Genomic DNA, 25,592 nt, shown 5'->3' on the forward strand with positions numbered 1-25,592 from the left:
GTACTAAAAAAAGATAATTAGAAAAAAAGCTGAGGAAATAGCTAATAAAGGTGAGGTGGTGGCGTTGGATGCTCAGATAATATTGAAAACGATACTTAATTGAGTTAAGCCAATCAATTTACATGCGCAACTTTTACCTAAAACTGTTAGTTTTTGCACTATTTATCAGTGCAAATCTGAACCAAGTATTTGCCCAAACTCCTATTATAACAAATGGTGCCCCATCAGAAAACTTTGTGGGCGAGCAAGTCTGTTTTACAGCAACTATTGTCAATAGCGGTGCTGGTGCGGGTTATGGTCCCTATATGCGGTTAGTACTTCCGCCAGGTATTACTTTTAATACCGTTGACTTCATGAGCACACCACTTACACCTGTTCCTTTTACGGGCACTGACGTGTTCGATGGGGCTACCGATATGGACGATCCGATTACGGGCGAGAAAATATTAGCTGCTGATTTGACAGCTGGAGGTCATGGCGCAGGAAGCGTTGTGACCGTTTTTCGTTTTCCAGTAGGTTCAGTGGTGAGTGGAGGTCCAGAGTTAGTTGCCACTATTTGTGCTACTATTGAACCAACCGCAACGGTTGGAGTCCCTCTACCAGTAAGTGTACAGCCTGCTTATGAGTTTGGAAATACGGCTACTGGGGCGGGTGGACCAATTGTAGGGTCGGCTTCAAATAAAAACCTCACCCCGATTTTATACAAAATCACAAAAACAAACAATGCCCCCTTGGGCGACCGTCCTCCTGGTTCCTCATGGCCCATCGAGTTCACCGTTTCGGTGGATATAGCCAACGGGCAGACTATCAATAACATGGTGCTGACTGATGCGCTTCCGACAAACTTACAGTTTGTAGATGTAACTTCACTTCCTGCGGGCTTTGCCCCGAACCCTTCTACTTTATTTGATCCCACCAGTCCTTTACGTACTGCGCCTGGCGGTACTGTTGTGATAGAAAATAATTCGGCAGGGGGAATAACGGGAAATACTAGTGGTGGAGAAATTGTTTTTACCTACACCGCTTACATCACCGATATCTTGAACCCTGCTAATTGTACCAACATCAATTTGCAGAACAACGCCAGTTTCTACGCAGACTATTTGGGGGCAACGCAACCCACCGAAGCCGCTAGTTCTCAGGTACAAGCAACACATATTACGGCAGTAGAAAGTGCGACACCAACTTTGGTGGCACCTGGAAATATTGTTACCTATACCTTGCACTACCGAGTGGAAGACTTTGCAGATGGAGACGGGGGCACGATAGAAATAAAAATCCCCGATGGGTTAGATTTCCTATCACATGGAACGGCATCAACACCTGTGGGTGTGACTGAAGCTACGACGGGACCAATTGCAGGTGTTACTACAGTGACTTATACCATACCGAGCACTGCTATGCGTGCCAGTACGCAATATGAAATTATTTACCAAGCCGAGGTTCTCCAGAACTATGCGGCTGATGGTGCTTTTGCTGGTCAGCCAGTCTTGTCCAATGATAATTTGACAAACGATGTTTCGATGAACTACGATATGGCAGGTGGGGCAAGTGGTTGTAATTATGACAAAGTCAGTACCACGGTTTCCCTCCCGGAAGTAGCCATCAAAAAGGAAGTGGTTTCTTCTGGTCCCTATTCCCCAGGCGATAACGTAACCTATCGTTTGACTATGACCATCCCTACAGGTGACTCAAGAGGAATTTATTTTGAAGATTATTTCCCACTTCCTGTGATTGATGTGAATAACTTCGATTTAAATACAGATTTAGCTGCAAATACTGACCTTAGTTTTGATCCATCAAGTGATTTGACTACTAACCCAACCAGTATCACGGTTGATGCACAAAAGAATATGATGAGGATTGAATGGCCTGACATAGATCAGCCTGCAGGTCCTTATAAAATTTCTATTTTAATTGATGCGACCATTACAACTGATCCTTTTTCAGATGGCTTATTTCATTCCAACTTTATGGAAGCGGCTACGGAAAATACCAAGTCGGTGACTTCCAGTGACGTAGATTTGGTTGCGATAGAAATTGCCTCCCCCGAACTTGCCATCACCAAAGGTGTGGTAAGCAGTGATAACCCAACTTCCAATGCGACCATTACCCCAATTGCTTCCCCAGTAGATGCCAACATTACGAAGGCAGATGCGGGCGATGTCATTACGTTTGCGATTACGGTAGAAAACATTGGTGGAGCAAATGCTTTCGATGTAACCGTTAGGGATATTGCTAGCCCAGCAGCCAGTTTTATCAACAAAACGGTTGTCAGTATTTTGGATGGGGACGGTACGGATATCAGCGGAGATTTTTCTGGCGACTTGTTTTCGGCAGGTGGCTTGAAAATGAACAGTATTGCTTCAACTTACCTTCCCAAAAATGATAATTCGGATGGGATTGGACAAGACATGATCATTATTACTTACACTGCCGAGGTAGATGTGAGCGTAACTCCAGAAATAGAAATTGAAAATACAGCCTACGTGACGTGGGCAGCGTCTCCAGGGCATCCATCTAAGTTCGATCCTATTGATGACGAAGCTACTGTAGGAATTGAATCGGCTTCATTGGTAAAAAGTATCAACGCTATTACACCAACAGGAATTACTAGTGGAAACAATGTAGTTGCAGGGCAGGAGATTGAATACAAAATCACCATTGATTTGCCAGAGGGTTCTTTTGAAGATGTAGTGCTGACTGATGTGATGACCCCAGGGCTTACCTATGTTTCTGGTTCTATCGGTATTTCAAGTCCATCGGGAGATGTAAGCATTCCCGTGTATAATGTAAATGCCACCGACGATAGTGGGGGAACAGACAACGAGGTAGTTATCACTTTTTCTGGCGATATCATAAACAGCAATACGGACGACGGCGTGCTGGAGCAGTTGGAAATTGTATATAAAGCAAGAGTAGAACAAGATGCGGCTTACCCTTCGGGCACAAGCTTAAATAATAATGTACAAGTAGATTGGATATCGGGAACGACAAATGGTCCTTCTCCCAACCTTACGGTAAAGGAAGCAGATTTGGAAGTTTCTAAAGGAATTTCGTCTGTAACTAGCGGTTTGGCTAACTTAAGTCCTTCACCGGCAATTTTACCTGTAAACTCCGATGCAACCGATGTAGATGCTGGAGATAGAATCACTTATAAAATTACAGTAAGAAATACGAGTGCCGATGCCCCCGCAACCGATGTGAGAATCATCGACCCTGAGTTGGCAGGAAAGCTAATCAACTACACACTCACCAGTGTAACCCTCGATGGGGCAGATATTACAGGTTTGGTAACAGGTTCATTAAGTACAGGTTTAGAGCTTCCATCTGTTTCGGGCGTAGCCTCGGTTATTCCTGAAAACGAAGAAGTAATCGTTACCTACACCGCCGATGTGGGTGCAGATATTGAGCCTGGTGAAGATATAGTAAACCAAGCAACTATAAGATGGAAACCTTCTCCAGACGACGGCGTGGACATCACCGTAACCGACAATGCAACGGCTACGGTAAGAGAAACCGAGTTGGTGAAATCATTGATCTCAATTGCACCAAATTCTTCTGGAAATTTAACTGAGGCATTCAAAGGAGAAGTCTTGACTTACCGATTAATTGCCACACTACCTGAAGGAAAAGCGAATACTTTAACAGTTGTGGATATTTTGGATGCAGGGCTTTCGTTTGGTTCAATTACAAGTGTAACAGTTTCAGATGCAGCACGAATCACAACAACAAAAGGAGCTTGGAATACTACTAACATCATAGCAGATGTGGTAGGGCAATCAGTTACTTTCGATTTAGGAGATGTAACCACCACAGGCTTAACAGTTACCAACGATAACGAAGAAACAATTACCATTGAATACGAGGTAAATGTTCAAGATATTCCTGCAAATATCGAAGGTTCACTCCTTAATAATAATGCAGAGTTGAGGTTCGACGACCCGAATAACCCAGGTGGAACTTCAACGCAAAACGCACAAGCAGCAGAAGTAACAGTTATCCAACCTTCTTTGAGTATTACTAAAGGGGTGGCGGCCAGTACAAACTTAGCAGCAGAGCTTACTATTTCTCCCGATCCAACTATCGAACCCGTAAATGGCGACATCAGTCAATCGGATGCGGGTGATGAAGTTACGTTTGTAGTCACTTTAGAAAATACCAGTGCTTTCGCAAATGCATATACCGTAAGAGTGGAAGATCAACCTTTGTTGGCAGGCTCGCTTATTAATTATAATATTCTTTCTGTTACCCAAGGTGACAAGCTCACAAATGTTCCTTATTCGGGTAACTTCAATGCGGGGACATTTGCTATCACCAACCCTATTCCAGCAAACACGGGTGCGGTGGGCGATCCTCATAAAGTTATTATTACTTATACAGCAGAGGTTGCTTCTCTAGTAGATGCGACCCAAACCATCACCAACCGCTCTACAGTTCTTTGGAGACCTACAGCAACTGCTGTAACTGACCTAACCGAATCGGAAGATGCTACAGTGACTATGGAAGATGTTTCCATGACCAAAACATTGAAAAGCATCACACCTAATTCTACCACTAACCTAAATGAAGTACAAGTTGGCGAAGTGTTGACTTATAGGATAGAGGTGAATTTGCCAGAATCTGAAATGCAAAATGTGCGAATCACAGATGTATTGGATGCTGGTTTGGCTTACCAAGCTGCTTCACTAAGTTTTGTAAACGATGCCTTGGTAACAAACTCACTTTCAACAGAACTGATAAGTGGACAGACGATCACGTTTGATCTTGGGACAGTTGCCAATGCCAATACCGATGCGGATGCAGGAAATGACAAATTGATTTTGGAATATGAAGTATTGGTGGAAAATATACCTGCCAACACACCAGGTACTACCTTAGGAAACACGGCAAGCTTTGCTTACGATAATCCGAATGGTGCTGGTAGAATTACTAAAACTGATAATGCCAACGATGTAACCGTAGTTGCTCCAGATTTGGATTTCACCCACGGGGTTATTCAAACTACGGATGCGGGAATTATCAACCCAACACCTGGAACGGCATTTCCAGAAGATGGCGACATCACAGGTGGGGCTAGTGCCGGCGATGTGGTTACCTTACGATTGACCATAGAAAATAACAGCGATGTAGCGGCAAGTAACTTAGAAATCACCGTTCCTGCACTTTCTGCGCTTTCAAATTACACCATTACTTCGGTAAGGTTGAACGATGGCGTAACCACATACACTGCGGCAGATTATACTGGCGATTTGAATACAGGTTTGAATTTCACGCCAAACCTTGCTAAAAATGACAACGACAGCGACCCCGACAACACGGGCGACGATGTGCTCATCATAGAATACACAGTGGAAGTAACCGACGATGCGCTGATGAGCGGAACGTTGGTGGACAATGCGGAAATTACATGGACTTCTTCTACGGGTACAGTAGAGTATGGACCAGAGGCAGATGCGGCAAGAATTACCTTGGGCGAGCCTTCGGTAGCCAAAACTGTTACGGACATCATGCCGATTTCTACGGGGACGACCGAAGCCCAATCGGGAGAATCTATCCGCTACGAGGTGGTGGTGACTGTACCTGCGGGAACTGCGAAAAACCTTCAGTTGGTGGATGTGGTAAATCCAAAAATGTCTTTCGACCAAGTGGTTTCCATTACTCGTTCTTCTACAGATATTGAGTCAAGTATAGGAAATGGCTTCGATCCTGCTCCTGGTACAATTGCCACAAGTGCAAGCATCACCAACTTTGCAGGAACAGATGACCGCTTGCAACTCACTTTTGGAAACATCACTAACAGCAATGTAGTAGATGCGGCGGTTGAAAGAATTACGATAGTATATGATGTGCTAGTTGGTAATACAGTGGTAACGGGGGAAACCATGTCCAACTTTGTGACTTTGAGTTGGGAAGATGACTTGGGGACTACTTATACAGAAACTACCCAAGCTCCTGATGTGACCATCGTTGCGCCAGATTTGGTAGTGACCAAAGGGGTTTCAGGAACGAATGGTGGCGGTGGCTTCACAGGAGCAAGCGGGTTTCCAGAAGATAGAAACTTGGTGAATGCCGAGGTGGACGACGAAGTTACATTTGTCATCACCATCCAAAACCAAGGAGATGGAAAAGCAACTTCGGTAAAAGTAACCGACCCGCAAATAGCAGGGCTTGGGGATTACGAAGTACTAAGTGTGGAAGATGGTGATGGAGTAGATATAAGTGGCAATTTTGATGGAACTGTTCTTGGGACAACTAGTGACTTATTTGGCTCGGGGTTGACCCTTTCGGCAGGAAATAGCTTAGATGAATCAAACCTGAGCGGTTCCGATGTCATAGTAATTACCTACGATGCAAAAGTTACCACGGTAGCCTCGCTTTCCGGAACATTGGTAAACACGGCAACTGCAACTTGGAGAACGACTACAGGAACAGACCCAACCTTTGACTTTGGTCCGGTACAAGACCAAGCTTCGGTTACGGTAGTAAATCCTGACTTGACCAAAACGGTTAATTCAGTTGCTCCACAAATTGCCCCAGGTATGCCCGGTTCTAGCCTAGTACAACCAGGTGAGGTAATTACTTATGAAGTAAATGTACTTGTACCAGCAGGTACTTCTCAAAATGTTGAATTGAGGGATATACTTGACGATGGGCTTTTATTTGAAGAAGGAACGTTTGTTACTTCGGTAGACATTACTGTAAATAATGCGCAAGTAACTACTTCTATAGCAGGTGGTTTTGCCGCCATCGAGGCAAGTGCTCCAACTTCTATCACAGATGAGAATTTAGGTGCAGGCCTGGTTGATAATATTTTGACACTCAACTTCGGAACGCTTACCAACAGTAATGTGGTTTCCAGCGAAACTATTCGAATTGAATACACCGTAAAAGTCGCCGACGATGCAACAGGTGCAGTTAATAATACAGCCGAATGGTCTTGGGAAGATGCTGGTGGAACGCCTTATTCGGTAGATGGATCAGCGCCAGAATATACAGTGGTAGAGCCTGACTTGGCAATTGTCCACGGCGTTTCAGATTCTGATAATCCAACAGCAAAAGCAACCTTGCCAGCTTCACCAGCAACTCCTATCAATGATGACATTGTTTCATCTGATGCGGGAGACAAAGTAACTTTTACCGTAACCATCACCAACTCGGGCGATGGTACAGGCAACGCCTTGAAATTGAAAATACCAACCATTGCTGGTTTGACCAGCTACGATGTACAAACAATTACTGATGGAGCAGGAAACGACCTATTCGGAACGGGATTCGTATTGGCAGATCGTAATGATATTTTCACAGCAACGGGCTTGCCTATGAGTGGCTCTTTAGGAGAAGACGATGGTTCTGGAGATGGTTCAAATATTATTATTCTTACTTACGAGGCGGAGTTATTGACCAGTGTGCAGCCAGGAGAGGTTTTGACAAGCAACGCTCAAATTGAGTGGAAAGCTTCGCCTGATGGCTACGATGCTACTTCTTCGTCGGCAAATGACGATGCCAGCGTAACGGTTTCCGATTTGCTGATCGCAAAGTCAATTTTGAGCATTGTACCTAATAATGCTCCGTTGGCAAACGAAGTTCAGCCTGGGGAAACGGTTACTTATCAGCTCATTGTAACCTTGCCAGAAGCAACTGCCAAAGGCGGTGCTACCAATAATGTGTTGGTGGGAGATATCATGAGCGACGGCTTGAGCTATGTGCCAGGAAGCATCAGTATTACAGCTTCTTCTGGCGATGTAAGCACCTCGGTTATTGGAGGCTTTACCGCAGCCGAATCGGCAATTTCCGTGTCGGACGCAGCGGGTGGGACTTCCAACCAAATAGAAATTGACCTTGAAACCGTAACCAATACCAACACAGACGATGCGGTAACAGAAACTATTACGATAACTTACGAAGCGAAAGTAAATACAGGTGCAGCGGGAACACTTTCCAATAATGCGACCATAAGCTGGCAAGACCCTGCGAACCCAGCAGGTGCACCACTTTCTAAAGCAGACGCAGCACCTAACGTGAGTGTAGTCGCTCCAAATTTGCAAATTGCCAAAGGTATTTCGGCATCGAGCAATGCTAGCGCGAGCCTAGTAGGCGGAGCAGGTTTTCCAGAAAATAGGGATTTATCCGGCGCGCAAGCTGGCGATGTTATTACATATAAAATAACCATTGAAAATATAGGAGACGGTGCAGCGGTTGACGTTGCTCTGGAAGATCCCGTAGTGCCAATCGCTGGGCTAGGAAGCCCAACGTTGGTTTCAGTTCTGGACGGCGATGGAAATCCAGTAGCCTATACAGGAACTTTGGCAGCAGGGACATTCCAGCTTACCAATCCAGTAGCGGCGGACGATGGTAGCATCACTCCAACAAATACAGGGCTTGATGTAGTCATTATAACTTATACGGCAACTGTTTCTACAGGAGTAAAAGTGAAAGAAACAGTAACCAATACGGCAGGAGTAAGTTGGAAAACAGCTCCATCGGAAGCGGCTCAACCTCAAGTAACTGAAACAGCTTCCTTTACCAACGGCGGTCCTCTTTTCTCACTTTCAAGAACGGGGATAGCTCCAGGCTATGCAGCAGCAGGGCAAGTACATATTGGTGAAATCATTACCTACGAAGCAGTAATGACCGTTGCCCAAGGTGTAACCGATAATGTAGTATTGGATGCTCAACTAGCAGCGGGACTGGCATTTGTGGACGTGGTTTCTATCACAGCAAACGGTGCGGTAACTTCTTCCAACGGAGCGTTAGCAAGCATCACGCCTACGGTAGGCAATGTAGGCGGTGGAACTGCAAACGATGCCCGAAGCATTTCCTTCGACTTTGGTGATGTGACCAACTCCGATGCGGATGCTGACGATGAAACCATTACGGTGACGTACCGAGCTGCAGTAATAAACAGCACAGCAAATACTAGAGGGACAGGAGGGTTGAATTCTTCTGCTACCTTGAATTGGGAAGATGCATTGAGCAATCCTGAAACAGCAAATTCTTCAACAGGGGCATTAGTTGTGGCAGAATCAGAACTAGAAGTAAGTACAAGTTTTGCCCAACCAGACATAGGAGATGCGGAAACCGTTCAGGTAACCATTACAGTTGAACATACAGGAGCTTCAAACGCTGATGCATTCGATGTAAGCATCACCGATTTGTTGCCAGCCGAGTTGGCATATGATGGTGGGGGAATTACTGTAGTTGGCGCAGTTGCCAGCAGCTCAGGAGTAGTTGGTCAGCAATTAGATGTGGTAATTGATGAGCTTGCCCTAGGCGATGTAGCTACTATTACCTTTGGTGTGACTTCAACAGGTTCTATGGACCCATGTGAAACGGTAGCCGATGCGGTGACCTTGAGGTGGGAAAGTTTGAAAGATACCGACCAAGCTGCTCTGCCAGTAGCTCCGTATGCAGGGTTAAACGGCTATGCAGCCGAAAGGACAGGCGTTGCAGCCGATATTGGCGAAGCAGGAGCGAACGATTACGAAGATACGGCTACGGATAATATTGACGACGAAGACATCCTTGCAGCAGGAGTGACCATTTCGGTGACAGGAGATGATTGCGAAGGCGAAGTGCTCACGTTGAGTACCACGGCTATTCCAGGAGCTTCTTATGCGTGGTTCAAAGGCGGTGCACCTGTGGGTGGGAACTCAAATACGTTGAGCTTTACCCCACTTGCAGCAGCCGATGCCGATGATTATACGGTTCAGGTTTCTTTGGGAGTTTGTGCCCCAGTTACTTCAGCTATTCAAACAGTTGCTGTAAATGCAAAGCCAGTGGTAACGGCAAGCACCTCACATGTGGCATGCGACCCAGCAGGAGCAACGTTGCAACTCTTTGCCGCACCAGTAAGTGGCGGAGGTGGCTATTCATTTAGCTGGACAGGTCCGAACGGGTTTACTTCTACAGACCAAAACCCAATTATTGTTAGTCCAACAGTGGCAAATGAAGGTACTTATTACGTGACCATGACGGATGTGTTCGCATGTGCTTCCGCTCAATCATCGGTAGCGGTAAGTATCGGACCTGATCAGCCAACGCTTACAAGCAACGGTCCGCTTTGCGAAGGAGCAAGTTTGACGTTGACTACTCCGGTAGTAGCAGGAACGGTAGTGACCTATAACTGGTCATTTGTGGATGATGCGACTTCTACTCCAACAGCATTGGCTTTCAATAGCAATAGCATTACGATAAATAATGTAGATAAAACTGCAAATGCAGGTGTTTATACAGTTTCGGTTACCAGAGACGGTTGTACTTCGCCTGTTTCGGTAGGAGAAGGCGTAACCATTAACGAAGCACCAAATTTGACAGTAACTCCAACGCTAACGGTTTGTGATGGTGACAATATTGATTTGAGTTTTACCACTACGAACCCTGCAGGAACTTATTCGGTACAGTGGACACATGCAAGTGGATTCTCTTCTACGGCAATTAATCCTTCCATTAATTCGGCAGATGCAAATTACTTGGCAGGAGATTATACGGTAACCCTGACTTCGCTTACTACACCAGCTTGTCCAGTTTCGGCAACCGTATCGGTGGATATTCCTTCACCTGCGAAGCCTGACATTGCAGCTGCAGTAGCATCTATTTGTGATGGAACAGCTATCCAATTGACAACAACCTCTGCTTGTGGCGGTGGGTTCGAATGGCAAGCACCTTCAGGTACAATTATCCCGACAGGAGCAGCTGCACCAAGCTTGAACATTGCTTCGGCAAACGCAGAATACCAGTCGGGAAATTGGAGGGTAAGGTGTATCGATGTAAATGGATGTGTGTCAGATTGGTCTGATCCAGTTCCTGTAACTATCAAACCTACACCAGCTACTCCGGTAATTGCAGGTTTGAATTCTATTTGTGAAAACGAAAATTTAACGCTTACCACCACCGACTTTACAGGTGCAGGAACAACTATTAGTTATACATGGTACTTGCCAGGAGGCACTACCCAAGTAACAGCTATTCCTGAGCTTACGGTTAATAATGTAGCCATTGGTTCAGATGATGGAAATTACCAAGTGGGAGTAACCATAGATGGTTGCGTTTCGGCAAATTCTGCCAATCATGCATTAAGTATCGATGCATTGCCAGCGGCATTTGTCCCTACCAACGCTGGACCTATTTGTCCGGGAAGTGATTTGCAACTTACTGCCAACGTGGTAGCCACAGCATACGAATGGTACGACCCTGATAATAACTTGGTGGCAATCGTAGCTGACCCACTAATTCCGGGTAGCTCTGTGAAGGCAGGAGATTATACCTTAATAGCCTACAATGCTTCAAACTGTAGCACTTCAGGGGTAACTAGGGTAGAGTTGGGAACTGTCCCTTCTACTCCAGTTCTTACAAAAGCTGGGGGCGAGTGCGAAGGAAGTACCTTGACGATTAATGCTTCGACTTACACAGGGACAACAGTTGTGTATGAATGGACATTCATCGACGATGCGACAAGTACTCCGACGGTATTGGCTGAAACTAGCCCAACGCTGATTATTAATAATGTGGACCAAACGAGCCATGCAGGGCAGTATATAGTAAAAGTGACAGTGGATGGATGTCAATCGGCTGCTTCTCTTACTGAGCAAGTGGTGATAGATGAAATCCCAACAGTAACTGCTGGAAATACGGGCCCATATTGCAACGGAACAGATATCCAGTTGACGGCTACGCCAGGTGCTGCGGGAACTTATACCTATGCTTGGTCGGGTCCCGATGGCTTCACTTCTTCTCAGCAAAACGTGACCATCGTTGCAGGAACTTCGGAATACAAAGCAGGAACTTATACCGTGACCATCACTTCGGCAAACGGAAGTTGCACGGCGCAAGACGTTACTTCGGTTGTGTTGAACCAACCTGCGAAACCTGCCTTGAGTGCAGTAAATTCAGCAGTGTGTGATGGAAATGACATCCAATTAGCAGCTACACCAGGCTACACAAATTACTACTGGTTAGCTCCTGATGGAGTAACCTTGACCACGAACGGGGCTAATGCCCACTTGTTGACAGTATCGGACGGTGATGCCCAATATTTGGCTGGTGCTTGGACGGTAAAAGTAGAAGATGCGGCAACATGTCAGTCAGAGTTTTCTGATGCGGTGAGTGTGGCGTTGAACGCAAAACCAGTTGCCATTGCCAGCAACAACGGTCCTGTATGTGAAGGAAATGATGTGACCCTTACGGGAAATGAGTTGACAGATGCAGACTACGCTTGGTACACCACAGACCCAACTGGCGGACCAGCAACGCCTTTCTCTACGGATAGAATTGCCGTAGTTTCAGGATTGACAAATGCAGGAGGACCTTATACCTACTATTTACAAGTGACGGTAGGAAGTTGTGTGTCTGATGTAGCAACGACTACGGTACAGATAGACGATCCTTCTTTAAGTACCGTGGCAATTGACCCAGTAGGTGCGATTTGTGAAGGTGAAACGATTGCGCTCACAGCCACTACTACAGGAAACGATATAGTTGCTTGGGTATGGAGTGGACCAAATGGCTTTAGTTCTACAAAAGAAACGCCAGCCGCCATTACCGCTGCAACTACTACCGACGCCGGGGTTTATACCTTGACAGTTATTACAGATAATGGTTGTACGATTACCGATACAGAAAACGTAACGGTAAATGCCAAGCCAGCGCAGCCAGTTCTTACGGCAGCTTCCTTGGAGGTTTGTATGGAAGAATCAATTGAACTTTCAACTACGGCTGTAGCCGATACCTATGAGTGGGTCGCTCCAAACGGTAACGTGGTGACGACTGCGGTCGGAAGCCTCACAATTCCAGACGGAGACGCAAACTACCTATCGGGAGACTGGAAAGTGAAGACGGGCATCACGGCGACGGGTTGTGAGTCGGATTATTCGACACCGATCTCGATCACGATCAAGAGCAAGCCAGTGGCGATCCCATCGAACAGCGGGCCTATCTGCGAGAGCAGCGACGTGACCCTGTTCGGGAACTCGGTGAACAACGCCGGCTATGCTTGGTACGAAGAGAACACCACAACGCCCGGCACTCCGGGCAACCTGATCTCGACCGACCAGAACGAAACGATCTCTGGGCTGACCTTTGCAGGTTCTCCATATAAATATTACCTGGTCATCACGACGGACGGATGCGAGTCCGACCCTGTTGAGACAGAGGTGACCGTGACAGACCCGAACGTGGACGTGCTCGCCATCACAGGTGATGCAGCTATTTGCGAGGGAGCTTCGATTACTTTGTCACCAGACTTCACATCGAACTCGGGTGCGACATTGACGAGCTATGTGTGGACAGGGCCAAACGGCTTCACTTCCACGCAAGCCCAGCCATCGGTGATCACGAATGCTACGGTTGCGAATGCGGGAACATATTACCTGACGGTAGGTACTTCTAGCGGTTGTACATTATCTACAACTTTTGCGGTAACGGTAAATGCGAAACCAGCGCAGCCAGTGTTGACGGCAGCTTCCTTGGAGGTCTGTATGGAAGAACCAATTGAACTTTCAACCACGGCCGTAGCCGATACCTATGAATGGGTCGCTCCTAACGGAAACATCGTAGCGACCACGGTCGGAAGCTTGACTATCCCAGACGGTAATGTGAACTATCTGTCGGGAGACTGGAAAGTGAAGACTGGCATCACGGCGACTGGCTGCGAGTCGGATTATTCGACCGTAATTTCGATCACAATTAAATCGAAACCAGTGGCTATCCCATCGAACAGCGGCCCTATCTGCGAGAGCAGCGACGTGACCTTGTTCGGGAACTCGGTGAACAACGCCGGCTATGCTTGGTATGCGGAGAGCACCACAACGCCTGGTACTCCGGGCAACCTGATCTCGACCGACCAGAACGAGACGATCTCTGGGCTGACCTTTGCAGGTTCTCCATATAAATATTATTTGATCATCACGACGGACGGATGTGAGTCCGATCCGGTTGAGACGGAGGTGATCGTGACCGATCCAAATATTGACGTGCTCGCTATCACAGGTGATGCGGCCATTTGCGAGGGAGCTTCGATTACTTTGTCACCAGACTTTACCTCGAACTCTGGGGCATCGCTGACAAGCTATGAATGGACTGGACCTAATGGTTTTAAATCAACAGATGCACAACCGCCAGTTATCACGGGTGCGACCATTGCTAACGCAGGGACTTATTATTTGACCGTTGGGACATCGGGTGGATGTACACTCTCAACTGATTTTACAGTAGTAGTGAATGCAAAGCCAGCTCAACCGGTTCTTACAGCAACTTCATTAGAAGTCTGCAAAGAACAATCAATAGAACTTGCGACGACAGTGGTAGCGGATACTTACGAATGGGTTGCGCCAAATGGCAATGTGGTGAACACGGTGACTGGAAGCTTGACTATCCCTGACGGAGACGTAAATTATCTATCAGGAGACTGGAAGGTGAAAGTGGGCAACACGACAACCAATTGCGAGTCCGATTATTCGGCACCGATTTCGATAACGATAAAGAGCAAGCCTGTTGCGATACCGTCTAACAGCGGGCCTATCTGCGAGAGCAGTGACGTGACCTTGTTCGGGAACTCGGTGAACAATGCGGGCTACGCTTGGTATGCGGAGAGCACCACAACGCCTGGCACTCCGGGCAACCTGATCTCTACCGACCAGAACACGGTAGTTCCTGACTTGACCTTTGCTGGCTCGCCTTATAAATATTACCTGATCATCACGACGGACGGATGCGAGTCCGACCCGGTGGAGACAGAGGTGATCGTGACAGACCCGAACGTGGACGTGCTCGCCATCACAGGTGATGCAGCCATTTGCGAGGGAGCTTCGATTACTTTGTCACCAGACTTCACCTCGAACTCAGGCGCGACATTGACGAGCTATGTGTGGACAGGGCCAAACGGCTTCACTTCCACACAAGCCCAGCCATCGGTGATCACCAATGCTACGGTTGCAAATGCCGGGACGTATAACTTGACTGTTGGGACTTCAAGCGGTTGTACATTATCTACAACTTTCGATGTTGTGGTAAATGCGAAACCAACTCAACCGGTTCTTACAGCAACTTCATTAGAAGTCTGCAAAGAACAATCAATAGAGCTAGCGACAACAGCGGTAGCGGATACTTACGAATGGGTTGCACCAAACGGCAACGTGGTGACGACTGCGGTCGGAAGCCTCACAATTCCAGATGGTGATGTAAACTATTTATCGGGAGACTGGAAGGTGAAAGTGGGCAACACGACAACCAATTGCGAGTCCGATTATTCGGCACCGATTTCGATAACGATAAAGAGCAAGCCTGTTGCGATACCGTCTAACAGCGGCCCTATCTGCGAGAGCAGTGACGTGACCTTGTTCGGGAACTCGGTGAACAATGCTGGTTACGCTTGGTATGCGGAGAGCACGACGACACCTGGCACTCCGGGCAACCTGATCTCTACCGACCAGAACGAAACGATCTCTGGGCTAACCTTTGCAGGTTCTCCATATAAATATTATTTGATCATCACGACGGACGGATGTGAGTCCGACCCTGTGGAGACAGAGGTGATCGTGACAGACCCGAACGTGGACGTGCTCGCCATCACGGGTGATGCGGTCATCTGTGAGGATGCATCTATCACGCTTTCGTCTGACTTTACCTCGAACTCTGGAGCATCGCTGACAAGCTATGAATGGACTGGCCCTAATGGTTTTAAATCAACAGATGCACAACCGCCAGTTATCACAGATGCAACAGTAGCGAACGAAGGAACATATTACCTGACGGTAGGTACTTCAAGCGGATGCACATTATCTACGACTTTCGATGTTGTGGTAAATGCGAAACCAACTCAACCGGTTCTTACAGCAACTTCATTAGAAGTCTGCAAAGAACAATCAATAGAGCTAGCGACGACAGCGGTAGCGGATACTTACGAATGGGTCGCTCCTAACGGAAACATCGTAGCGACCACGGTCGGAAGCTTGACTATCCCAGACGGTGATGTGAACTATCTGTCGGGAGACTGGAAAGTGAAGACTGGCATCACGGCGACTGGCTGCGAGTCGGATTATTCGACAGCTATCTCTATCACGATCAAGAGCAAGCCAGTGGCTATCCCATCGAACAGCGGCCCTATCTGCGAGAGCAGCGACGTGACCTTGTTCGGGAACTCGGTGAATAATGCGGGCTACGCTTGGTATGCGGAGAGCACCACAATGCCTGGCATGCCGGGGCAGTTGATTTCCACGAACCAAAACGCAGTAGTTTCTGACCTGACCTTTGCAGGCTCACCTTATAAATATTATCTGATCATCACCACTGACGGATGCGAGTCCGACCCGGTGGAGACGGAGGTAAATGTAATTGACCCAGCTACGGTAGTGCCTCCAGTGCTCGATGAGGTAGAAGATAAATGTGAAGGCGAAGTTGTTAGGCTTTCTTCTTCTACACAAGCAGAAGGGTACGAATGGATAGGGCCAAATGGTTTTAGGTCTGATAATAAATTCCCACCTGCTATTGAGAATTTGAGTGAAGCTGATACGGGATATTATTACCTTACTGTTACCTATGGAACAGGTTGCTCAGCTACTGATTCGGTTCATGTAGGAATGATCATTGCACCTGAAAAACCTTTGATTTCAAGTAATAACCCAATATGTGTAACTGATTTGGTCATATTCGAGACCAATGAAGTAGTAGACGTAACGGGGTATGTATGGTACTTACCAGATGGTAGAACTATAACAACAGCTACGCACACATTAGAGCTGCCAAATGCTGAGGAAGGAGATTACTACGTGACTCATGTGAAAGGAAGTTGCGAGTCCGAGCCTTCAAGGATTTTGGATATGAAGTTGGTGGATACGGTTGATGATAATGCTTACGCAGGCGTAGATAAAATAGCCTGTGGCGAGCCAGCGGTTGTTGAGCTGGTTGGTAATATAAGGGCTGGATTAACAGGAAGGTGGTCAACCATGGATGCCGATCCTGTCATTACCCACCCAACCGAGGCACAAACTATAGTGACCAACTTGCAACCAGGAAACACTTACGAGTTTGTTTGGACATTGGAAAACAGCGTTTGTGGTACGATCTCTAGAGATACGATACTTGTGGCAGTATTACCTCCACCAGTTGCCAATACAGATTCGGTAGAGTCGGTAATAGGTGAGGTTTTGGATATTGAGATTTTTGCCAACGATTCCCTAAACTCGGAATTCATGTTGGTGACTATCACCCAGCAGCCTAAACATGGTTTTGCCTCTGTCAACAATGATTTCTCAGTGAATTATGAACCTGAAGCAGGTTTTGCAGGAAGAGATACCTTGATTTACACTATTTGCCCAGAAGTTTGTGACGAACTGTGCGACACGGCAATGGTGATCATCAAAGTGGAACTTCCAGTAGAAGTAACAGAGATCATCACTCCAAACTTCGATGGCTTCAACGATTACCTTGAAGTGAAAGGGCTAGAGAATTTCCCAAACAACAATTTATTGGTATTCAACCGATGGGGTAATAAAGTATTTGAATCGGACTCTTATCAGAATGATTGGGCAGGAACGTACAATGGAAATCCATTGCCAGACGGAACATATTACTATGTGTTGAAAAACAAGGAAACGGGCGAAGCGCTCAAAGCAGGTTTCTTCACACTACACAGATAAATAAAAAGCTAGTGCATTCGGGTGTTTTGTTCGAATGCACTAGCCAACATCAAAACAAAAGAATTTAATTTTAACAGATTAGATCATGAAAAAACTACTCATATCCTGCTTACTTGCATTTTTTGCCCTAGAGGCAATGGCGCAGCAGGATCCGATGTACACCAACTACATGTTCAACAAATTGGTGATTAACTCAGGTTATACGGGAAGCAAAGACAGGGCTACGGCGGTGGCGCTCTACCGAACTCAGTGGACGGGCTTGGAAGGTGCTCCAAAAACGACCTCTTTCAGTTTCCACACACCGCTGATGGGGTGGGCAAAAAATGTGAATGTAGGGATTTCAGCCGTACATGATAAACTGGGGATTTCCCAAGATTTGGACTTAGCTCTCCATGCTGCCTATAGGTTAGACTTAGGAGTAGGAAGGCTAGGTATGGGGCTTTCAGGGCAAGTGAGAAGAAGGCAAATGTCTTGGCAAAGTGCCAATGGATTTCAACAATACGACCCAGGGATTCCAGCAAATGATGACTTGGTTGCTCCCAACTTTGGAGCTGGGCTTTATTATGATATGCCTAATTTTTATGCAGGTTTTTCACTCCCAAATCTTTTGGAAACAAGTTATGATTTTGATCAAGCTGCAGCTTCTACTAGTTCAGAGGCTGTCCAACGTAGACATATGTTTTTCATGACAGGCGGGGTGGTAGAATTAAGCCCAACTGTTAAATTCTTGCCTTCAGGTTTGCTTAAGTATGAAAGCAATTCTCCAGTGGAATTGGATGTAAATGCGAGTGTTTTACTAGCAGAAACTTTCCAGCTTGGAATGACTTACCGAACAGGCGATGCTGTGGCAGCTTTGGTACATTTCTTTTTCAAGCAACTTCGTTTTGGCTATTCTTACGACTTCGGCTTAAGCGAATTGAACCAGCACCATTCAGGTACACATGAGATCATGTTAGGCATCGACTTTGGAAAAAAATCCAAAGGTATAGACCATCCAAGGTATTTCTAAGTTGATTTTTCAAGAAGACAGAATCCAAAAATATTCGTTATATGAAATTGGTTTTACGCTTAATATTTTTTGTGGGGGCTTATTTGATCTCAAATACGGCTTTTTCCCAATTGAACAAGGCAAATTATCACTACGAGGCGTATGCTTATCAAAAAGCAATTCCCAAGTATGAGAAATACCTTAAAAAGAAACCTTACGACCCCGAAGCGCTTTTCAGGTTAGCAAACTCTTACCGACTAACGGGAGAGGTGAAGCAAGCCGAACGATGGTTCGAAAAAGCGGTCCAATATTACAATGAGCCCGTAGCCAAGTTCTACTATGCTTTGGTACTAATGACCAACAACAATTACCAAGAAGCCGAGCGGTGGTTTAGGAACTACGCCATGGCAGCCCCTAGCCAAAAGGACGCTGCTAATGCACGAAATTTGGCAGATTATGCGGCAAAGCTTCATCAGCACGGGGTCAATTATAAGCCTTTCGAAGTGTTCAAAACTGGATTCAATTCCGAAGAATTGGATTTTAGCCCCATGTATTTCCAAGATACGCTCTTGGTTTTTGCCTCTAACCGAAAGCATGAAGTTAGAAAGCACAACAACAAAGACAACTGGACAAATGCCAATTTTATGGATTTGTACAAGGTGAGGGTATTTGAAAATAACAATTATGGAGAGCCAGAATTATTGGCGTCAGAACTCAAGTCAAAATTTCACGAGAGTTCTGCTGTTTTTACCTCCACCTATGATACAATGTATTTTACCCGAAGCGATTATTTGGAAGGAGAAGGGCGTGGTTATGATAAGTTTTCCAACACAAGACTCAAGATTTTTATGTCGATGGAAGCTGTAGGCGAATGGGGGAAAGCAATTGAGCTTCCTTTCAATAGCAACCAGTTTTCCACTTGCCACCCTACACTTACATCAGATGGGAGAACGATGGTGTTTGCCTCGGACAGGCCTGGAGGCTATGGGCATATGGATTTGTATGTAACCCATTTGGAAAATGGAGAGTGGACAGAACCTCAAAACCTAGGTTCTGAAATAAATACAGCAGGTAACGAGATTTTTCCTTACATCCACGAAAGTGGCAACCTTTACTATTCTTCTGATGGTCAAGCCGGGCTTGGAGGTTTGGATATTTTTACCTCTCCCGTAAATGGCAAAATGTGGGGCTTTCCTGTGAATCTAGGTGCGCCGTTAAATAGTACTCGCGACGATTTTGGAATCATAGCCGACCGCGGCTTTAGCAAAGGCTATTTTTCTTCTAATCGAGATGGCAAAGATGATATCTATACATTTTCAAAAGGCAATACTATAATGCTAGAAGGCGTGGTAATCATTTGCCAAGAAGGTGAGCCAATTGAAGGAGCGAATGTAGTGCTTTACGAAGGTGAATCAGATTCTTTGGCAGATAGGAATACGTCCATTGATGGATATTTTACATTCGAAGTGCAAGCAGGAAAGCGCTATAGGGTAGTGGCGACCAAAAATGGCTTTGGCCCTTGCAACGATTGTCCTGGTGAAGCCTATGTGACCATCCCAATGGAAACGGAAGAGAATTTTGTAAGAGTAGAATTGCCGATGTGTAGCGGTGCTGCTGGCACGCCCTTGGTTTCTTCTCGGTCTATGGGAGCGGGTTTGAATATCTGTGGAACGGTAATAAACGAAGCATATGACCGCCCAATGCCTAACACGAAAGTAGTGGTTACTAACTTGTGTACAGGCGATGAACAAGTAATAATTACCGATGCATCGGGTAATTTTTATTCCCCAGTGGAAAAAGGCTGCGACTATGTGATTGAGGGACATAAAAACAAATTTTCAGGCAGAATGGTAGGGCTAAGCACCATGACGGATAGCACTGCTGGCGATTGTTTCCCTGTGGAAGTTCCGCTTTCTTTCAATCGTGATTTACTTCCTCCGGAGCTATCAGGAAAAGTACCGATTTATGCAGGAATGGTCATTGAACTTTATAATATCTACTTTGATTTAGACAAGTATTTTATCCGCTCGGATGCTACCAGTGACTTGGAAGAGTTATACGCTCTTCTGATAAAATATCCAGATATGAAAGGGGAGCTTAGTGCTCATACAGATTCCCGAGCTACGCACGAATATAACATTACCCTTTCGGAAAACAGGGCAAAGTCGGCTTTTAATTACCTAGTAAGAAAAGGAATTGATCCTGCTCGATTGACTTGGAAAGGCTATGGGGAAACTCGCCTCAAAAACGAGTGTGCCGACGGCGTGGAATGTACTGAAAAGCAACACCAACGTAACAGAAGGGTTGAATTTACAGTGACGTATTTCAATGGAACGGTTATCAGTAAAGAATACGATTACTTCAAAAGAGACAACAGTGGCAAGAAGTAAATTGTTTGAAAATATCAGTTTTCATGATTGATTTTGTTTTGATGAAACTGCTTTCGACTAAAAACAACCTTGGTGTAAATCGGGAATCTAAGTTATTGACATAGGGTAGATTCGTTTTTTAAAGAAAGCATGTACGCTTAAAAGGAGGCAGTTTACTGCCTCCTTTTTTTTATATCAGACATAGAAACAGGTTCTTTGTTTCCCCCAAATTCTTTCCGAACAAAAGACAGCAGCTCAGCAAGCTCTTCGTTGCTTAATTGGTGAAAGCTAGGCATCTCCCCATCCCATATTTTTCCATTTACCAAGATAGTTCCAGAGAGTCCTCCAAGTGCGGTGTCAATCAGCTTTTTCTTTTCGGCAACCCAATCCGAAGCGAGCAGGGGAGGGTTTTGCCCAGCTATCCCGCTTCCATCGGCAGCATGGCAAGCTTGGCAGTGTTGCTGATAGAGCGCTTGCCCTTTTCCAATTTTTGTGGAGGAAGGATATTCTTCGTCTTCGGTAAAGGAATGGACTTTTTTCTCACAGGAAAAAAGAACCAAACCGATAAATAACAAGAATATAGTTGTTGATATTCTTATAACAATCACTCTTCTTGGTTTCATTTTGTAAAAAAACTAAAAAAGTATTTAACATCCTTTCAGCCAGTTAAGAGCATGTTTAAAATTTATGTTTTCAAGCGAAAGCGTTCAGTTTTGGGTTCTCACGAAAGAAGAAAATTTTTGAATAGCAGCGCTATTGTAAAATTTTATTTTGAAGTGAGGTTCCATAAATGAGCGTTTGCAGCAAAATAGATAAAATTTAAACATGCTCTAAGCAAAAGACCACCTTCCTCTTATTTTTATAAGCTTCAGAAAGCTAAAAGCCTCTTACAAAACCTTCAACTTCTTTGGTGCATATTCTTTAAGGCTAAGCCTAAAACTAATGCAATCATGTTGCATTAATCAAAAATATTTCTCTATTTGCAACATTGTTGCATTTATTAGTTGTTACTTCTTTTATAGAGACTAGCTTAAAACGATTTGCTGGTGTTAGTTATAACCTTGGCAGGTAAAACAATTTTGACATGATAGATAAAAAACTCCCTGTAACCGTATTGAGCGGTTTTTTAGGTGCTGGAAAAACCTCCTTGCTAAACCATGTACTGCACAATAAAGAAGGGTTGAAAGTAGCGGTGATCGTGAACGACATGAGTGAGGTAAATGTAGATGCCGATCTGGTCAAAAGCGAAAATACGCTTTCCCGCACCGAGGAAAAATTGGTGGAGATGAGCAATGGATGTATCTGCTGCACGCTTCGGGAAGATTTGATGGTAGAAGTGGAAAAGTTGGCAAAGGAAAAGCGATTCGACTACCTATTGATTGAGAGTACGGGTATTAGCGAGCCCATTCCCGTGGCACAAACGTTCAGTTTTGTGGACGAGGAGCAAAACATCGATCTCTCTCGGTTTAGCTACGTGGATACGATGGTGACCGTGGTCGATGCATTCAATTTCTTCAAAGATTTTGGTAGCCGCGAAACCTTGATGGACAGGGACATGACTGACATGGAGGAGGATTACAGAACAATCGTAAACCTTCTGACCGACCAAATTGAATTTGCCAACGTGATTTTGTTAAATAAGGCTGATTTGGTGGATGAGGAAACATTAGGAATATTAAAAGCAATGATTCACAAGCTCAATCCTAAGGCAAAAATCATTGAATCGAGCTTTGGCAAAATCAGTTCTGACGAGATATTAAATACAGGGCTTTTCGACTTTGAAGAGGCAGAGCAAAGTGCTGGTTGGCAGGAAGAGCTCAACAAAGAAGAGCATACGCCAGAGACGGAGGAATATGGCATTGGTTCATTTGTATATCGTTCAAAAAAGCCTTTTGACCCCCAGAGATTTTGGAGCTACGTGCAACAAAAGTTTCCACGAAAAATTATCCGAAGCAAAGGCCTGTTTTGGTTGGCTTCTCGCCCCGAACAAGCATTGGTGTGGGGGCAAGCGGGAGGCTCGCTCCGAGCTGATAGTGCAGGAGTTTGGTGGGATAGTATGCCTTACCAAAAACGTATTCAATTTGAAGGGTTCGTAGAAAATAGAGATTTCATCGAAACTGGTTGGGACAAAACCTTCGGCGATAGGAAAAACGAGATTGTGTTTATCGGTCAAGGTATGGACAAGGAGGCAATTTGTGCCGAGCTAGACCGATGCTTGGCTACGGATGAGGAACTTGTTACAGAGCTTTGGAGAGATGGTTATGAGGACGCATGGCCGGTAGAGCGTGTTTACCCCTTACAATAGATGTATTATAGTTTGATTGAAAGAGTTAGAAAAATATGAAAACCAATAGACCAACAACCATTCTGACAGGTTTTTTGGGGGCAGGAAAGACGACCTATCTCAACCATATGATGGAGCGAAACCAGAATGTGCGGTATGCCATCATCGAAAATGAATTTGGCGAACAAGGGATTGATAGCGAGCTAGTAATCAGGCCTGAAGATGGGATTATTGAGCTGAACAATGGTTGCTTATGTTGTACGCTCCACAATAATTTGTTTGATATTCTAAATGCTCTTTTTGAACGAAAGGATGAATATGATGAAATTATCATTGAGGCAACCGGTGTAGCCGATCCTGCTGGTTTGGCTGAGCCATTCGTCAGCCATCCTGCTATTAAGGAGTTTTTCCCTCTATCGAGCATCATTTGTCTGGTAGATGCAGAGCTGGTAGAGGAGCAATTACAGGAAGCCGAAGAGGCAATGAACCAACTCACTTTCAGTGATGTATTGCTCATCAATAAAACCGATTTGGTTTCGGAAGAGCAGGTTGCATCTTTACAGCACAAATTATCAGACTTAAACCCGCTGGCGAAGATTGTAGTGGGAAACAAAAGTAATTTCCCTACAATAGATTTTGAACGACAACGAAATCTGTTCAACGAGTTAGAGATATCCCATGTTTTAGATCAGCCGCAACAGGATAACACAAGAGAAAATTTTCCTGTGTTCAAACCACATGTACATCATCACCACGAGCATACGGAAGAAGTTGTTTCCCATTCTTTCGTATTTGATAAGCCGTTCCATCACGAGATGTTGTACCAACAAATGTTTGTGTACCTGACCCTTCAGTCTAAAGGTTTGTACCGGATGAAGGGGCTGGTTTGGTTGGCAGATTCTGAGAAACAACATGTCATGCAATCGGTGGGAAAACGTTTGGACTTCCATGAAAAACGGACTTGGGAAGAAGGGGAGCTACGAAAAAGTACCATTGTATTTATTGGTAAAAACTTAAAAAGGGCAGGCTTGGAAAAGCTGCTCAATCGTTGCTTTGCTTAGGAATATGTAAAAAATAACTTATAGCAGTTTGAGGTTTCTTTTTCCTTTACTCGTGACTAGCCGTCCGCCCTCTAAAATACTCGCCAATGCGCTGCATTGCCTCCGTTTTTCGCGTTGATTAAAGAAAAAATAATTCCTCACCTTTGTTATAACTTACTCTTTACATATTCCTTAATCACTTATTTAAAGATTAATTTGTTCAATATCAAAAGCTTATATTCAGTATGGATGCGCCTACTAATTTTCAATCCATTAAAAATATTTCTCAAAATAAATCGGATTTTCTAGGGACTATAGCAAGTAGTATTTGCCTAGTCCATTGTCTTGCCACCCCTTTTATATTTGTGGCGGAAGCATCCATGCACCACCACCATCACGGTGACAGCCCTTTTTGGTGGCAAATGATTGACTTGGCTTTCCTTATCATCTCATTTGCAGCAGTGTATTGGTCGGCTAAAAATTCTAGCAGAAAGTGGATGAAATCTGCCCTCTATGCAAGTTGGATTGCCTTGGCTTTCATACTTGTGAACGAAAAACTAGCACTGTTTCATTTGATGGAAGAACTAATTTACCTCCCTGCCATTGGGTTGATTGGTTTGCATCTGTATAATCGGAAATATTGCCAATGTGCCGACGAGACATGTTGCGCCAACCCAAAGTAAGCATCCTGCACAGATATCAACTATCCATTGAAATAAGCGACTTGTTTATATGAAAGTAGTCAAAACGATTGTGATTTTATTTAGCCTCTGCTGTGCTTCAAGCTTGTACAGTCAAGATTCCGATGTAATAGAAGGGTGGAAGGCTTTTGCCAAAGTACGATTTAGGCCAACACTAATGGAAGAAGACGAAGGGTATTTGCTTGTTCCCCAGTTTGGCAAACGCATCAAAGAATTGGAGGGGAAATCGGTAAAACTGAAAGGGTATGTGATGCCTTTTGATTACGGGGACGAAAATTTTGTTATCCTTTCCAGGTATCCTTATACCAGTTGTTTTTTCTGTGGGGCAGCTGGGCCAGAATCGGTGGCGGAAATACACTTTACAGAAACGCCTCCAAAATTTAAACCAGATGAGCAAATCACGATTGTGGGGGAGCTAAGTTTGAATCAAGATAATATCGAGCACATGAACTTTATCTTGGAAAAAAGTAAAATAAAAAATGAGTGGACACTGAGGTGATTACTGAAAATCGTGTGCTTCAAAATAGGTATTTATTTGACCAATTTATCCCTTTTGGTTTTATGAATCAGCCCAAAG

The 25,592-nt window shown here is 45.0% G+C and carries 8 protein-coding genes; 7 read left to right on the forward strand and 1 reads right to left on the reverse strand.

Annotated elements, in window-relative coordinates; all coding sequences use genetic code 11:
* The first annotated feature begins 122 nt into the window (after window positions 1-122).
* The 3 genes from R9C00_04365 (at window position 123) to R9C00_04375 (ending at window position 21,011) form a co-directional block, all read left to right on the forward strand.
* A complete protein-coding gene (locus R9C00_04365) occupies window positions 123-17,633 on the forward strand; it encodes an isopeptide-forming domain-containing fimbrial protein (protein WPO36680.1) in 17,511 nt (5,836 codons plus the stop codon).
* Between the two features lie 85 nt (window positions 17,634-17,718).
* A complete protein-coding gene (locus R9C00_04370) occupies window positions 17,719-18,642 on the forward strand; it encodes a type IX secretion system membrane protein PorP/SprF (GenBank protein WPO36681.1) in 924 nt (307 codons plus the stop codon).
* A gap of 41 nt (window positions 18,643-18,683) precedes the next feature.
* Window positions 18,684-21,011, forward strand: a complete 2,328-nt coding sequence (locus R9C00_04375; protein WPO36682.1) for an OmpA family protein — start codon at window positions 18,684-18,686, stop codon at window positions 21,009-21,011.
* 152 nt (window positions 21,012-21,163) lie between these two features.
* Here R9C00_04375 and R9C00_04380 read toward each other — a convergent pair whose 3' ends face one another.
* On the reverse strand, window positions 21,164-21,613 hold the full coding sequence (locus tag R9C00_04380) for a cytochrome c (protein ID WPO36683.1): 450 nt from the start codon (window positions 21,611-21,613) through the stop codon (window positions 21,164-21,166).
* Between the two features lie 461 nt (window positions 21,614-22,074).
* Between R9C00_04380 and R9C00_04385 the strand changes: the two genes are divergently transcribed.
* The 4 genes from R9C00_04385 to R9C00_04400 all read left to right on the forward strand — a co-directional run bounded on the left by R9C00_04385 (window position 22,075) and on the right by R9C00_04400 (window position 25,514).
* Window positions 22,075-23,295 carry a GTP-binding protein gene (locus tag R9C00_04385; protein ID WPO36684.1) on the forward strand — a complete coding sequence of 407 codons (1,221 nt, stop codon included), beginning with the start codon at window positions 22,075-22,077 and terminating at the stop codon, window positions 23,293-23,295.
* Window positions 23,296-23,330: 35 nt separating this feature from the next.
* Window positions 23,331-24,335 (forward strand): GTP-binding protein, encoded by a 1,005-nt coding sequence (locus tag R9C00_04390; GenBank protein WPO36685.1) that lies wholly within the window; start codon window positions 23,331-23,333, stop codon window positions 24,333-24,335.
* A 224-nt stretch (window positions 24,336-24,559) separates the two neighbouring features.
* A complete protein-coding gene (locus R9C00_04395; protein WPO36686.1) occupies window positions 24,560-24,997 on the forward strand; it encodes a MerC domain-containing protein in 438 nt (145 codons plus the stop codon).
* A gap of 49 nt (window positions 24,998-25,046) precedes the next feature.
* Window positions 25,047-25,514, forward strand: coding sequence for a DUF3299 domain-containing protein (locus R9C00_04400; GenBank protein ID WPO36687.1), 468 nt, complete (start codon window positions 25,047-25,049; stop codon window positions 25,512-25,514).
* Window positions 25,515-25,592 lie beyond the last annotated feature (78 nt).

The sequence above is a fragment of the Flammeovirgaceae bacterium SG7u.111 genome (assembly GCA_034044135.1).
Lineage (GTDB): Bacteria > Bacteroidota > Bacteroidia > Cytophagales > Flammeovirgaceae.

Coding starts and splice junctions, on each gene's coding strand:
- R9C00_04400 (WPO36687.1), top strand. CDS start 25,047: ATGAAAGTAGTCAAAACGATTGTGATTTTATTTAGCCTCTGCTGTGCT.
- R9C00_04375 (WPO36682.1), top strand. CDS start 18,684: ATGAAATTGGTTTTACGCTTAATATTTTTTGTGGGGGCTTATTTGATC.
- R9C00_04380 (WPO36683.1), bottom strand. CDS start 21,613: ATGAAACCAAGAAGAGTGATTGTTATAAGAATATCAACAACTATATTC.
- R9C00_04370 (WPO36681.1), top strand. CDS start 17,719: ATGAAAAAACTACTCATATCCTGCTTACTTGCATTTTTTGCCCTAGAG.
- R9C00_04385 (WPO36684.1), top strand. CDS start 22,075: ATGATAGATAAAAAACTCCCTGTAACCGTATTGAGCGGTTTTTTAGGT.
- R9C00_04395 (WPO36686.1), top strand. CDS start 24,560: ATGGATGCGCCTACTAATTTTCAATCCATTAAAAATATTTCTCAAAAT.
- R9C00_04390 (WPO36685.1), top strand. CDS start 23,331: ATGAAAACCAATAGACCAACAACCATTCTGACAGGTTTTTTGGGGGCA.
- R9C00_04365 (WPO36680.1), top strand. CDS start 123: ATGCGCAACTTTTACCTAAAACTGTTAGTTTTTGCACTATTTATCAGT.